Origin of the sequence: Paenibacillus sp. FSL H8-0104, from assembly GCF_038050215.1 — a bacterium.
Classification (GTDB): Bacteria; Bacillota; Bacilli; order Paenibacillales; family Paenibacillaceae; genus Paenibacillus; species Paenibacillus amylolyticus.
On record NZ_JBBOTC010000001.1, the window covers coordinates 2473079 to 2487868 of the forward strand.

At 47.4% G+C, this 14790-nt stretch carries 13 protein-coding genes; 10 read left to right on the forward strand and 3 right to left on the reverse strand.

What is annotated here, in order from left to right; translation table 11 throughout:
• Nucleotides 1–132 precede the first annotated feature (132 nt).
• The 5 genes from NST38_RS11170 to coaD all read left to right on the forward strand — a co-directional run bounded on the left by NST38_RS11170 (nt 133) and on the right by coaD (nt 6030).
• The gene (locus NST38_RS11170) at nt 133–3180 is read left to right on the forward strand and encodes a glycoside hydrolase family 2 TIM barrel-domain containing protein (RefSeq protein WP_076249841.1); all 3048 of its coding nucleotides are present in this window, start codon (nt 133–135) and stop codon (nt 3178–3180) included.
• Nucleotides 3181–3350: 170 nt separating this feature from the next.
• A complete protein-coding gene (locus tag NST38_RS11175) occupies nt 3351–3656 on the forward strand; it encodes a hypothetical protein (protein ID WP_017689244.1) in 306 nt (101 codons plus the stop codon).
• A 521-nt stretch (nt 3657–4177) separates the two neighbouring features.
• A complete protein-coding gene (locus tag NST38_RS11180) occupies nt 4178–4612 on the forward strand; it encodes a hypothetical protein (protein ID WP_076249839.1) in 435 nt (144 codons plus the stop codon).
• A gap of 301 nt (nt 4613–4913) precedes the next feature.
• Nucleotides 4914–5522, forward strand: coding sequence for a 16S rRNA (guanine(966)-N(2))-methyltransferase RsmD (gene rsmD, locus NST38_RS11185; RefSeq protein ID WP_036609474.1), 609 nt, complete (start codon nt 4914–4916; stop codon nt 5520–5522).
• Between the two features lies 1 nt (nt 5523).
• Complete coding sequence (coaD, locus tag NST38_RS11190) at nt 5524–6030, forward strand: pantetheine-phosphate adenylyltransferase (RefSeq protein WP_085981453.1); 507 nt, start codon at nt 5524–5526, stop codon at nt 6028–6030.
• On the opposite strand, the gene NST38_RS11195 is transcribed toward coaD, so the two are convergent.
• Nucleotides 6008–7336 (reverse strand): nucleoside recognition domain-containing protein, encoded by a 1329-nt coding sequence (locus NST38_RS11195; RefSeq protein ID WP_076249838.1) that lies wholly within the window; start codon nt 7334–7336, stop codon nt 6008–6010. The two genes, coaD and NST38_RS11195, sit on opposite strands and share 23 nt — an antisense overlap.
• Nucleotides 7337–7587: 251 nt before the next feature.
• Here NST38_RS11195 and NST38_RS11200 point away from each other — a divergent pair, with 251 nt between their 5' ends.
• On the forward strand, nt 7588–8628 hold the full coding sequence (locus NST38_RS11200) for a SepM family pheromone-processing serine protease (protein WP_076249837.1): 1041 nt from the start codon (nt 7588–7590) through the stop codon (nt 8626–8628).
• 349 nt (nt 8629–8977) lie between these two features.
• On the opposite strand, the gene NST38_RS11205 is transcribed toward NST38_RS11200, so the two are convergent.
• Nucleotides 8978–10210: a nucleotidyltransferase gene (locus NST38_RS11205; RefSeq protein WP_076249836.1), complete on the reverse strand. Its 1233-nt coding sequence runs from the start codon at nt 10208–10210 to the stop codon at nt 8978–8980.
• 219 nt (nt 10211–10429) lie between these two features.
• On the reverse strand, nt 10430–11665 hold the full coding sequence (hmpA, locus tag NST38_RS11210; RefSeq protein WP_076249835.1) for an NO-inducible flavohemoprotein: 1236 nt from the start codon (nt 11663–11665) through the stop codon (nt 10430–10432).
• A gap of 463 nt (nt 11666–12128) precedes the next feature.
• Between hmpA and NST38_RS11215 the strand changes: the two genes are divergently transcribed.
• The 4 genes from NST38_RS11215 to plsX all read left to right on the forward strand — a co-directional run bounded on the left by NST38_RS11215 (nt 12129) and on the right by plsX (nt 14789).
• Nucleotides 12129–12635: a YceD family protein gene (locus tag NST38_RS11215; RefSeq protein WP_036609465.1), complete on the forward strand. Its 507-nt coding sequence runs from the start codon at nt 12129–12131 to the stop codon at nt 12633–12635.
• A 67-nt stretch (nt 12636–12702) separates the two neighbouring features.
• Entirely contained in the window at nt 12703–12876 is a 174-nt protein-coding gene (gene rpmF, locus NST38_RS11220) for a 50S ribosomal protein L32 (protein WP_017689233.1), read from the forward strand.
• A 372-nt stretch (nt 12877–13248) separates the two neighbouring features.
• On the forward strand, nt 13249–13797 hold the full coding sequence (gene fapR / locus NST38_RS11225) for a transcription factor FapR (protein WP_047842457.1): 549 nt from the start codon (nt 13249–13251) through the stop codon (nt 13795–13797).
• Nucleotides 13794–14789, forward strand: coding sequence for a phosphate acyltransferase PlsX (gene plsX, locus NST38_RS11230; protein WP_076249834.1), 996 nt, complete (start codon nt 13794–13796; stop codon nt 14787–14789). Before fapR ends, plsX begins: the two co-directional genes overlap by 4 nt.
• Nucleotide 14790 lies beyond the last annotated feature (1 nt).

Here is a 14790-nt window from a genome sequence, read left to right on the forward strand (position 1 = left end):
GACGGATGCAGGAAAGAAGAGAGGGCGCTGTTATGGCGTACCTCTGTCTTTTTTGTTTATGTAAAGCAAAAGGAAATCCAGCGTAAACCTTGAATAAGTCAAACTATAACGTTTTAAAGGGAGAGAGAGCCGATGAAAGCAACAAAGGCAGATATTAACTGGTTGGGGGACGTAAGTGTATTTGAGGTAAACCGTCTTCATGCCTATTCCGATCACCGTTACTACCAAACAATGGACGAGGCTGTAAGTTCAGGCGCGATGTCCATGCGTTATGATCTGAATGGTACGTGGAAATTCAACTATGCGATTCGTCCGGACAGCCGTTCTGAGTTTTTCTATACATCCGATTTTTCCAGTGAAGGCTGGGATGATATTGAAGTTCCGGGGCATATCCAACTACAAGGATACGGACAGATTCAATATGTAAATACACAATATCCTTGGGATGGCCTGAACGAAATTCGTCCGCCGGCATTACCACAGGATAAAAATCCAGTTGGAAGTTACATTCGCACATTCCACCTGCCGACAGGTTGGGAGTCGAATCCGGTATATATTTCTTTCCAAGGTGTAGAGTCTGCATTCTATGTATGGCTTAATGGACAATTCGTAGGATACGGGGAGGACAGCTTCACGCCATCTGATTTTGACCTGACGCCATTCCTACAGGATGGAGAGAACAAACTCGCGGTTGAGGTGTATCAACGCAGCACAGGCAGCTGGCTGGAAGACCAGGATTTCTGGCGTTTCTCCGGCATTTTCAGAGATGTGTATCTGTATACCGTCCCGACTGCACACGTACGTGATGTTCATGTTCGCACAGATCTGGACAAGTCCTATACGAACGGTACATTGCAACTAGATTTGAAACTGGAAGGAAAAGCGGTTGCTGGAGCACGTGTAGAGGCTGAACTTCGCGATCGTGAAGGTAATACCGTTAAAACGTTTGAAACCAAGGTTAACGATGGACAAGTAAGTCTTCGGGAAGATATTGGTACAGTGAACCTGTGGAGCGCAGAGATTCCATACTTGTACCGTCTCTATATTCGTGTATATGATGCTGCGGGTACACTGGTTGAGGTTGTTCCTCAAGCCGTTGGTTTCCGTACATTTGAAATGATCGATAAAGTGATGCACATCAACGGTAAACGTATCGTATTCAAAGGTGTGAATCGTCATGAGTTCAACCCGCGTCGTGGACGTGCAGTTACGAAGGAAGATATGCTGTGGGATGTTCGTACGATCAAACAGAATAATATGAATGCTGTACGTACGTCACACTATCCAAACCAAAGTCTGTGGTATGAGCTGTGTGATGAATATGGATTGTATGTTATTGATGAGATGAACCTGGAGACACACGGATCTTGGCAGAAACTTGGTGCCGTTGAGCCCTCATGGGTTATTCCAGGTGACAAACCGGAATGGCATGATATCGTTATGGACCGCGCTGTATCCATGGTGGAGCGTGACAAAAACCATCCGTCCATTCTGATCTGGTCTTGTGGTAATGAATCACACGGTGGTGAAGTCATCTACAAAGTATCCCAATACTTCAAATCAGCTGATCCAACACGTCTGGTACATTACGAAGGTGTATTCCATGATCGCCGTTTCGATGAAACAAGTGATATGGAGACTCGCATGTATGCCAAACCGGCGGACATTGAGGAATTCCTGAATGCAAACCCGACGAAACCTTATATTAGCTGTGAGTACATGCATGCCATGGGTAACTCTATTGGCGGTATGCACAAATATACGGAGTTGGAAGACAAATATCCGATGTATCAAGGTGGTTTCATATGGGATTACATCGACCAATCCATTTACAAAAAAGATCGTTACGGCAAAGAGTTCCTCGCTTATGGCGGAGATTTTGGTGATCGTCCATCAGACTATTCGTTCTGTGGCAACGGGATCGTCCATGCTGACCGTAAAGTAACTGCGAAAATGCAGGAGGTCAAATTCCTTTACCAGAACATCAAGCTGTTCCCGGATCGTGAAGGTGTTAAAATCGTGAACGGTAATCTGTTCGCAGATACATCTGCGCTGGAACTGGTATACAGCCTGGAGCGCGAGGGACATGAAGTGCTGCGTGGAACATTGGAAGTGAACGTGGATGCCCAAAGCGAGACGGTAGTGAAACTTCCGCTGGGTGCAGAAGCTCTGGCGGGCGGCGAGTATGCTGTGAACACTGCATTTGTGTTAAAAGAAGCTACACTGTGGGCTGACAAAGGCGAAGAAGTGGCATTTGGACAGTTTATTTTCACCCAGGATCAGGTCAATGATGCAGTTGAAGTCGACTTGAACCTTGTAAGTGATGTACACGTTATCGAAGGTGACGTTAACATTGGTGTTCGTGCTGGCAAGACACATGCGCTGTTCTCCAAACAGTTTGGGACACTAGTTTCCCTGAAATTGTCTGGTCGCGAGACGATTGCTGTACCACCTGCACCGCTCTTCTGGCGTGCAATGACGGATAATGACAAAGGTATGGCGATGGGCTTCGAACTGGGCGCCTGGTATGCAGCGAGTCTGATGCCACGTTCTGTAGAGTGGAAAGCGGAACAGAAACCGGATCAATACCGGATCGAGTTCACGTACAAGCTCAACATTTCGGAGGATGTACAAGTGAAAGTGGTATATACCGTTCATGCAGATGGAAGCGTGCGTGTGCATAATGCGTACAAAGGTACATCTGGATTGCCGAACTTGCCAATTCATGCATTGTCCTTCAGAACATCACCTGACTTCGAAAACGTGGAATGGCTGGCGATGGGACCCGAAGAAAACTATGCAGACCGCGCATTTGGCGCACGTCTGGGTATCCATGGCAGCAAGGTAGTTGATACCATGGCTCCATATCTGGTACCACAGGAATCAGGCAACCGTACAGGCGTACGTTGGGCCAAATTGACAGACAACGCGGGACGTGGCTTCAAAATTGAAGCATCAGGAACCCCGGTTGAACTGAATGTATCACCATATACGGCATTTGAGCTGGAGAACGCACAACATGCGTACGATTTGCCTCCTGTACACTATACGGTCGTGACTGTAGCGGGTAAACAAATGGGTGTTGGCGGTGATGACAGCTGGGGTGCTCCAGTTCATCCGGAATACCTGATCCCTTCGGACGGCGAACTGACATTTGAATTTGTCATTCGTGCACTGTAAGTAAAAGAATCGTACAGAATAAAGAATGTATACTATAAAGAACAGAGGTCTTCGCTATCGGAGGCCTCTGTTTTGTTATGTCAACGAACAGCTTGAGAGGCTTGGTATGAAACCGTTCTCTCTCCAACCTCGTAATGTACGAGACAGGAAACATAAGAGGGGGGTTCAAGATGAGTAAAAAAGCAAAGACAGGTATATGGGTGACGGTGTTGGTCTTCTTGGGCATCATAGTTGGATGTTTCATATGGTATTTCAATACCGCTTCAGGTGAACGTGCACTCAAAACAATGAGGTCCAATAACTCGGGTGGCCTGGAGAGGGTTGTTAAAGTGTACAGCAATAATGGTGAATTGATTCAGACCTATGATGGCAAGATTGACGTGGAAGATACGGAATACGGCAATAAAGTATTATTTGATCTCAATGGGAAACGTGTTGTGATCTATAATGCAACGATTGTTGTTGAAGAGAAGTAAGCGTAATTTGCCAGTCTTGACGAAGCGCTGGTTTGGAATTTGGAATGACACCTTATCTCTTATATGGTAAAATTAAGGAAATGATATAAGGGTCGGGTGAGATTTTTATGGTGGATATGTACCTCATAATCCTAGTTGCTATCTTGGGAATGATCCTGTTCTATAGCTTGATCGCTTATTTCTTGATTCGTTTCATTTCGAAAAAAGCATTCAAGCTGACGTTAACCAAATATGAAATGATGGAGATTATGACTTGGCTCGCCGTGTTGTTTATTACCTTCATGATGATTAAGACGGGTTCGATAAATCTTCTCTTGCCGGTTGTTTTACTTATCATTCCATTGATCAATTTGCGAAGGTCTAATCGAAAACATCGAGAGCTGAACTCGTAAGGTCTTGCTACGTTGGGGTAAGGCACAAGAGGGATGAACATAGGAAAGGTTGACGGAGATTACATCACTAGTCAACCTTTTCTAGTTGTATGATTATGAATGGTGAAAATGAACGGGAGGATTTCAATAATGATCTTCGGAAAATCAACGGATACTTCAGGTTTAACGCAAGTTGCCAATCTTTCGGATGAGTTGCAGTCTGTTTTTGATCAAGCAGAAAGCAAATATAAAATAGTTGATATTGAACTCTTCTTTGTTTTCAGGTGTCTTCCTGAAGAATACGATAGAAGATCCACCGTTAGGCATGTGAAGAAGGAGAATGTCATCTATTTTGATCTGGTGGTCAGCGAGGATCGTTATAAGACATTAAGCAAAAGCAAACAACGGTATGTCTTAAGCCATGAGTTTTATGCTTTTTTAAGTGAAAAGATCCAGAAATACAAGATTGAACATTTAAAAGTGAATGAGTTTATTGCAGATATGGGCATGTGGCTGAGGGAGATCGGATGGTTGCAGACTGAAGAAGAAGCAGAAATAAGTGAATTTGAAGAAAAATATAACTAGCAAAATAAATTAAAACATAAACAACAAAAAGAAGCCCTCTTTCGAGAGCTTCTTTTTCATGGGAGAGGAGAAACCGGACGAAGAGCTTATGGGGAAACGTAAGTCTTCTCCGCGGTTGTCTACGACACTTGTGATGTCGATAATTATAGAATCGCCCGATTGTTTCCTTTTTATACATAGCGTCAACAATTCGTCAACAATTTTCCAAGGGAAATGAAGACCGCACATTTTTCAAACCGAACCCGAATGTGGTACGATAGTCGTATCAATAAACTTACATAGAGAAAAGGTGACTCGTCAAGTGAGAGTGGTATCTGGGAGTGCAAAAGGCAGGCCGCTGAAGGCTGTTCCTGGCACGGGTACGCGGCCGACCACCGACAAGGTGAAGGAAGCGTTATTTAGCATGGTTGGTCCTTATTTTGAGGGCGGCACAGCATTGGATCTGTTTGCAGGCAGTGGAGGTCTCGGTATTGAGGCGCTGAGCCGCGGCATGGACAAGGCTGTTTTTGTTGATTTGGAATCGAAAAGTATTGAAGTCATCCGCATGAATCTGAAGGCAACCAAGCTGGAAGACCAGGCGGCCGTATATCGTAATGATGCAGGTCGAGCATTGAAGGCACTCGCCAAGCGAGGCACAACGTTTGATCTGGTGTTTCTCGACCCGCCATATCGCATGAAGAACGGGCACGAGTTAATGCTGACCATGCACGAACTGGAACTTTTGGAACCCGAAGCAACCATCGTGCTTGAATATGAATCCAAACATGATTACCCTGAGCAATTCGGCCCGTTTGAACAAACGCGCAAGGCTTTGTATGGGGAGACGGCAGTATCCATCTATTATTATGCGCCAGAAGCAGTTGAAGATGGAGAATCCATTACACCGGAAGAGGAGGCTCCTCATGACTGAAATGATACATCGACAGGAACGGATCGCCGTATATCCTGGAAGTTTTGATCCCGTAACGATGGGGCATCTGGATATTATCGCCAGAGCGTCGAAGCAATTTGATCGCGTCATTGTGGCTGTGTTGAACAATATGAGCAAAAATCCGCTGTTTACGGTGGAGGAACGCAAGGAACTGATTACGGAAGTAACCCGCCATCTACCGAATGTCGAAGTGGACAGTTTCCGCGATCTGACAGCCAATTACGTCCGGCAAAAGGAAGCTCAGGTCATCGTTCGTGGTATACGCTCGGTAACTGATTTTGAATACGAGTTGCAATTGGCGTCGACCAATAGCAAGTTGAACCCGGATGCGGAAACCATATTTATGATGACAAATCCGAAGTATTCCTATTTAAGTTCCAGCATCGTCAAAGAAATCGCTCATTATCATGGAGATGTTACAGATCTTGTCTCACCTGAAGTGGAAGCTGCGCTCCGTCAGAAAATCAGCGAGAAAACCGGCGGTTAAACCAGAAGGTAAGACCTGATAGACTAACCATGACTGCAAGAAGTAACGCAAGACCCATGCATGCAGCAGGGAAGACGCTCCAAATGGTGTTGATCGTGTATGTGTTGCCAGGACTATGTATGAGAAGCCAACCAAATGGTGTTGAGAGGTCTTGCTCTGCATTCGTCTGTAATGTGGTCCAGACTTCTGTGCTATAACGGCTGAACGGCATCCATAGGAACAGACTGATGAAAAAGGCGATTAATCCATGAGTCAGACGAACTCCAGCAAAGTACAACATCGATTTGCTGCCCGGACCAGTTGTTTTCAAGACAGCAGAGACTTGCAGATGGGAGCATAAACCACCCCATCCCAGAACGGCTGCAAGTAGAGACATGAGCAGCATGGGTGTTAATGAAGTCTGGCTCAAATGATAGGTGCCGAGGTGAAGCTCGAAGAAGGCTGGCCACAGCGCAGCAGAGGACCCAGGAGTTAGATAAAGGGAGACCAACCGGATAAATACGGCAAAACCGATCATGTATCCCCCAGTCATCATTAAGGTCTGCACAGCTTGGGATACGGTGTCACCGAGCAGTTTGCCAAATCCTCTTCCATCACGACGATGTGCTTCCCTCGCTACAATCATCATATCAGACCATATACTGCGTCGTTTGTTCGTAGCATGGTGGGGGGCAGATGAGCGACTTGTGGAACTTGCAGGCTGAGAATCAAGAGAGTTCTCATCTGCTTGTAAGGCTGTTGAGCCAACCCTGTCTTTCTGTTTACCCGGTGCTGGCAGGAGACGCGTGGCAAGAATGGCAGCAATCCAGCCGCTGATCCAGTGGACCACGAGTAGAAAATATCCGGCCGCTGGCTGGTGGAGAAAAGCAGTACCAACGACCAAAATGATCATCATTGGATTGGCAAAATGAGATGCCGCCGCAAGGACAACCGCCTGCTTGGCGGTAATTTGTCTATCCTGAAATAAACGGGATACCGCATCTGCTCCTGCGGGGAATCCGCCGCACATGCCAACGGCAATTGCCAGACCTGCGTTGCCTGGGAGTCTGAACCAGCGTTGCATTAACGGTCCAAGCAAGGCGCCGATCGCGTGGGTGAAGCCAAACGCAGTGAGCATCTGGGATAACATGAGGAACGGGAGCATGGCAGGGAAGATGATTTTCCACCATATATCCAGACCTTGAATAGAGGCGTCAAACGCTTCTTTGGGGGACGCAACTACCGCAATGACCAACATTAAAGCGCCGGTACTTAGGATTATCGTTCGTAACGGGCCAGAATCTCTAACCTCGCTCTGTAATGTCATCGTTTCACCTCATATCAGATAACGCCTATTTGGCATCTGAATCGTTATGGACGGCCGAATGACGCCCGAAGGGCGGTTCGGCCTTGACCGGACAGGCTATTGTATACAGCGGCCTATCCGGCCTGTACCATTGTATGCACAAGGACCAGAGTGTTAGACTTGAAAAAAATGATTAAACAAGATGGAATTACGATTGCTGATTAGTGTAGAGTTCAGCTTATATAGAGATACAAAGAACGGAGGCTCATGCGATGAATCGGATTCGGAAATCTGGCGGATTCAGAGCTTCGATCTTTGTGATCGTGGTGGCTCTGGTCGTCTATGTTGCCGTGTACATGCCAACGCCGTATATCATATATATGCCTGGCAGTGCAGATGAAGTAAAACCAATGGTAACCGTTAAGGGCGGAGACCAGGAAGAACACGGTGTGTTCATGATGACAACCGTGTCGGCAACATATGCCAACGTGTTTTTGCTAGGAACCTCTCTGTTCAATAAAAATGCACAAGTGGATAAAAAGGAAGACCGACTGCGCGGCAAAAGCGAAGCGGAATACTCTGCCGAACAGGTGTGGTTCATGAGTGACTCACAATCCTCCGCAATGGAGGCTGCATATGAGCAGGCTGGTGTGACTTACTCTATTGTACCTGAACATATCTTTGTATTTGGACTGTCTGAAGATCCAAAACCGGAAGGAGACATTGCTCCGGGAGATATCATTCTGGGAGTGAACGGAACAGCTACGCCGGATAATACGGTGCTTTCTGCCGAGTTAAAAGATAAAAAGGTCGGAGATACGGTTGAAATGCAACTGGAACGTGGTGGAGAGACCATTAGCCGGGATGTGAAACTGATTCAGGTAAAAGACAATAAAACAGGTGAAACCCGCCCGGGACTCGGAGTAATGATTGGTACGGTTCAGAAGGTGAAAGCTGAAGATCCGGACAAACAGATCTCCTTCACCGATACTCAGGTTGGTGGTCCGTCTGCCGGCTTGATGTTTACGTTGGAGATCTATAACCAGTTAACACCTGGAGATCTGACCAAGGGGCATCGAATAGCGGGTACAGGTACCATTACCAAGGAGGGTGTGGTGGGTGCCATTGGTGGTGTAGTACACAAGATTGTAGCCGCTGATCGAAAAGAAGCGGAGATCTTCTTTGTACCTAAAGATAACTATAAGGAAGCAGCAGCCAAGGCTGAACAGATCGGCACCAAAATGAAACTTGTGCCTGTGAGCACGGTGGATGATGCGCTGGCTTATTTGAAAACCTTGTCCGTGAAATCATAGGTTATAATCGGGCGGGAAGAGATCGATTTGAGTTGAACCGGATGGATAAAGAACGGATGAAATCGGAATAATTGATTACAGTGGAATGAAATGTGATCAAGAGATTTGAGAAGATCAACAGACTCACTAGACCCAAAGGGGTAGAGATACCCAAAAGATTTAAGAGAACAAGAATTAAGAGAATAAGAGAAGTGAATAAGAAAATCCCCTTGTTGCGAGGTGCCTGAGAGGCGCGCAACAAGGGGATTTTTTAATTGTATAGTTGAGTGTGGAACAGTGGATGTCAATGATCTGTTTGATGATGGAATAAAAAGCTCCATAGAGATGAAGCCTTATGGTCAAAAGGGGATTACAGTCTCACAGGCGACTCATAGTAGTCACTGAACATCCTACGTGTGTCCCTGTGCTCGCAAGCGAGCCCATACGCAACCTGAGCTTGTATATCCAGTTCCAGCTGATTGTGTGTGAACGTCGATGGTTTCAGCACAACAGGCAGTGACGCGGTTTTCTTCATTTGTTTAAGCAGGCTCTGCCCTTGAGCCTTAAATCCGAGGACTCGGAGATATCCGGGTCCGGCAGCCAATTGCTCTGGTGAACACTCGGCTTTGGTGTGATTCAGGAGCAAGTGGGCGAGCATACGCTGGAGCTTGGTGCGTGTGTATCGTTTGGTCTTCATTGCATTCAGGAGTGTTTCGACTGAAGGCTCCGGGAGCTGAGTGAGTGTACGGCTCAGCCGGTGTTCCAGGCCTTCCGTGACTTCGGCGATGCGTTCCAGCTCGGAGGCACGGCGGGTGGCCGCGAGGTGCAACAGCGGCTGTGCAAAGCGCTCCCAGTGTATGGGAGCGCGCCCTTCTTGCCATTCGCGATGCAGAATGGCAAGGGTTGCCGCCGGCACGTATGGCGCGGCGGCGTTGGGTCCGTCCGCCATCAGCAGGCGGCGCACGGCTGTGGCACTGGCGATCGCCCCCGGCCCGGGCGTCGCCTCATGATACGCGGCACCGGTACGCGCCGCCGTATAGGGCTGGATCGCGCTGCCAAGTCTTTGCAGCGCGATCAGGTAGTGCAGCCCAAGCGAATTGTTGGGCTGCTCCAGCAGTGCAGCGGCGTCGTGAGCATCGACGCCGCCGGGCGCCAGCGCCGCCGCCGCGCCAGCGTACGCGGCGGGGTAGCTGGCGCCTTCCCGCAGGCGGCGCGCGATGTCCTCGCGCATCCCTGCGGGCTCCACAGCCAGCACGCGCGCAATGCGCTGCAGGCTGTCCAGGTCGCCGGACTCGCTGCCAAAGCAGAGCGAGTCCACAATGCCGGTGCGGTGCAGCAGTGATACCGCACCGAAGGCAAACCACTCGGCCGGTTGGACCGCGTACGCAACCGGCAGTTCAAGCACGAGATCCGCGCCTGCGTGTAGCGCCATCTCGGTGCGTGCCCTTTTACCCACGATGGCGGGTTCGCCACGCTGGAGAAAAGGGCCGCTCATGACCGCAACAACGGCGTCTGCGCCGCTTAGCCGCCGAGCTTCCTGCAAATGATAGACATGCCCATTGTGCAAGGGGTTATATTCAACAATAACGCCTACGGCTTTCATGATTAGACGTACTCCTTTCGATTGGATAACCGAGTATGTATAACATCCATTCCATCATAGGGGATGTCATGTATTAGATCAAATCAAGCACCAATTCAGACAAGAAAAAGGCACAATTCCAACATCAGCAGATGTCAGACTGTGCCTGCAAATCTATTGTATATTACAGATTTTCGATATTCGGAGAACGGCTTCTTCAACTTAATAAATCAGCACGCTTTAGACACTTTCCGGCGCGGGAGATAGACTTGCTTTTGGCCCAAAAAATTCATAATGAATGTTGTCCGCTGCAACACCAAGCGCCTGAAGTTCCGTATACACTGCCCGCATGAACGAAACCGGTCCACACAGATAATACGTGGAATCCAGTTCATCGATCACTTGACGAAGCCAGATCGCATCTATATAACCTTCCTTATGAAAATACTCATTTTCACGATCAGCATCCTCAGGTTGAGTATAACAATAATAAGCTTTAACGCCCTGATTACGTTTTGCCAGACTGTCCACATAATCACGGAACGCGTGCGATTGACCATTGGGACTTGCGTGCAAAAATGTAATGTTGCGATTTTCATTCAAGTTAACCAGCGTATTTAACATACTGATCATGGGCGTTAAGCCAACACCACCACTCAGGAGAACAACAGGCCGCTTATCGTCTGCAATCAGCGTGAAGTCCCCAGCAGGAGCGGATAGCTCCACCAGACTACCTTCTTCAATGTGATCGTGGAGATACGTTGAGATAACTCCGTCAGGACGCTCTAATACACCTCGCTCACGCTTAACGGAAATGCGATAGTGGGGTTTACCCGGGGTATCTGAAAGGCTATACTGACGAATCTGGGTAAATGACTGTGCCTCTGGTTTGATTTTGATACTGATGTATTGTCCCGGTTCATAACTAGCAATGGGCTGGCCATCGTCTGGAACGAGGTAAAAGGACGTGATGATTTCACTTTCCTGCACTTTCTTGGCAACCTTGAAGGTACGGAACCCTTCCCAGCCACCCGTTTGGTTTTCCGCTTCCGTATACATATCCTGTTCAATCCCGATAAAGGCGTCTGCAATGACATTATAGGCTTCGCCCCACGCCGTGATAATTTCATCCGTTGCCGCGTCTCCAAGTACATCTTTGATGGCTTGAAGCAGATAGGTGCCAACAATCACATATTGCTCGGGAACGATACCCAGGCTGCGATGTTTATGTGCAACTTGCCGGACGGCAGGCAGGATGGAGGACAGATTATCGATATGCAGGGCAGCGGTGTATACCATATTGGCGAGGGCGGCTTGCTGTCGTCCCTGTTTCTGATTTGCGTGATTGAAAATATTCAGTAGTTCCGGATGAGCTGTGAACATCGTTTCATAGAAATGGCGTGTGATCGCTTCGCCGTGGACTTCAAGTACAGGTACTGTAGATTTAATGACTCTAATGGTGTGCTCGCTTAACATACATTTTCCCTCCCGATATAATATGAAATAGTTGGATAATAAATCGGTCATGGAGCTGATCATGCTTCGGTTTATAGCAAGTATAGATAGGGAGCAAGCGGGTCTGTGTGACATAGATCACACTAAACGTTAACGAAATGTGACCGCTATTTGCAAGGAACTACAATTAAAATGACGACTTGTAGTTTATCTTAAAGTGAGTCTATAATAGACCAGATGGAGTAAACGGTTCTGGGCCATTGGTTTTAAAATAGGGTGTAAAGTTAAAAGTGTTGACAAACGTCTTGAAAAATCGGTATAATGATTTTTGTTTGTTAAGTCAATTTCATAATACTTTTAACGAAGATTCGTCAGAATACATACAGTCAGGATTTATTGCTTTACAAAAGCAGGCTTGACCTGTATAACTGTCGTGATACGTTTGATACGAATTATGAAATTGGTTTCGTTTGGAGTGATGGAAATGTTAATGCCATTTCGCAAAGTGGCTACCAGTGATGGTCCCCTGAAGTTTAACGAACAGTGGGAGATCAAGGAACTGGTTTCTAACCGACAAGATATCACAGCCGTTACCCCGCTGACTGCGGACTTATCTGCAGAATTCAGAGAAGGTGACGTTGTGGATGTTCATGGCAAGCTGACTGTAGGAGTGGACATGTTGTGCTCCCGTTGTCTTAAGCCAATCAATGAACATTTTCATATTGATTTTCATGAGCAATTCAAGCAGGGAAAACAGCCAGAGGGATTACACGAAGACGATGATACGCTCTATGTGGATGGAGATAGCGTTGATCTGAAGGGTTATGCCGAGGAAGCTTTTCTGCTGGATCTTCCGTTTATACCGCTATGTAGCGATACATGCAAAGGGTTATGCCCCAAGTGTGGCCATGAGCTGAACGAAGGTGACTGCGGTTGTGATAACGAGGTTATTGATCCGCGGCTTGCAGGGCTCAAGGATTTTTTTAAATGAGCATGATTGAAAATCGAACATTTTAAGACTACCTGCAAAGGTTGATTTTGATAAGGAGGTGGGAATAATGGCAGTACCTCAACGGAGAACGTCCAAGACGCGTCGCGACAAACGTCGCACTCACTTTAAATTGGCTGTACCGGGCATGGTGAAATGTGAACAATGTGGCGAACTTAAACTTAGTCACCACGTGTGCAAAGTGTGCGGAACGTACAAAGCAAGAGAGATCATCTCTCAATAATAGTTGGACATTAAGTAGCACTTCATTTCGATGAGGTGCTACTTTTTTTGGATTAGAGAGTGTAGGTAGAGTGAGCTAACAAGCATGAAATCCTTGCACCAGAAGGGTGAATTGTTTTTGTTAGGCCAGTCTTTCTTTTTGACACGGGATGAGATATACTATAGTTTAGTACCAGGTTCTAAGATTTGACGTTACATATAGATGAACCATAATCCGTTTGAGAACGACCCTGGTGACCAGGGATGCAACTATAGAAGCAACACGAAAGAATGGTTGAACTGGCCGGACGGGACGGTTCCGTAAACGATACAGCGGGGGGTGTCAGGCATCGAACGTGTACCGAAGAGACAGAGGCAACAGCAGTTAACCAGAATGATAGAAGAGAACCCGTTTGTGACGGATCAGGAACTTACACGCCAATTGAAGGTGAGTATTCAGACGATTCGTCTTGACAGGCTGGAACTTGGAATACCCGAACTTCGGGAGCGGATGAAACTGATGGCAGAGCTCTCGTATGATCAGGTACGCTCGTTGCCCTTGCATGAGATTATCGGTGATATTGTGGATCTGCAACTGGATAAGAGCGGGATTTCCCTGTTTGAGATTAAGGAAGAACACGTGTTTTCCAGAACAGGGATTGCACGCGGACACTATGTCTTTGCACAGGCCAACTCCTTGGCTGTAGCGATTATTAATGACGAGATCGCGTTGACTGCATCAGCAGACATTCGCTTTGTCCGTTCGGTTCATTTGGGAGAGAAATGTATTGCAAAGGCTTATGTGAGATCGATCCCGGGTCAAAAGGGCAAAGCCAAAGTGGAAGTATTCACTTATGTAGGTGAAGAAATGGTGTTTCAAGGCAACTTTGTAATCTACCATTCAGGTGGAGAAGACAGCGGAGAAGGAGGTCATTTGGAATGAAAATCGTCATTGATGCCATGGGAGGCGACAATGCACCTGCATCAACGGTACAAGGTGCGATTGCCGCAGCCACGGAATGGGCGGATACACAGATCGTCCTGATCGGCGATGAAGCCAAGCTGGAACCTCTTTTGAGTCAGTCAGGTGTGAGACCTGCCAATCTTACGGTCCGGCATGCTTCCGAAGTTATTGGTTCGGATGATGAACCCGTCAAAGCAGTGCGTCGCAAGAAGGATGCCTCCATGGTGGTCGCAGGCCGCATGCTGAAAGAGGGCGAAGCGGACGCGATGATCTCGGCGGGCAATACTGGAGCGCTCATGACAGCGGGTTTGCTTGTTGTAGGTCGCATGGAAGGCATTGAACGTCCGGCGCTTGCGCCTATGATTCCAACGATTGATGATGTAGGTGTGCTTGCGCTGGATCTAGGAGCGAATATGGATGCCAAACCGGAGCACCTTGCACAATATGGCTTGATGGGCAGTTTGTATCGGCAAAAAGTACAGGGCATTGAGTCCCCACGAGTGGGCTTGCTCAATGTAGGAACAGAGCCAGGCAAAGGAAATGAGTTGACCAAACATGCATACCCTTTACTGGAACAACTCCCAATTCGTTTTGTCGGTAATGTTGAGGCACGTGATGTACTGACTGGTGCTTGTGATGTGCTTGTATGTGACGGTTTTGCAGGGAATATCCTGCTGAAGTCGCTGGAAGGCACAGCAGGTGCCATTTTCGCCTTGCTTAAGGAACAATTTTCATCTTCTCTCAAAAGTAAACTGGCTGCAGCTGTACTAATGCCTGAGCTGCGTGGGTTGAAACGAAAGCTGGATTATACGGAGCATGGCGGAGCGCCACTCCTCGGTTTGAGCAGACTAGTTGTGAAAAGTCATGGATCTGCTGATGGCAATGCCATCAAAAATGCTGTGCGCCAAGCTCGGATTGCAGTGCAGAATCACCTGGTAGAGAGCATATCTAAGGAAATTAGCGGGAAGTGAG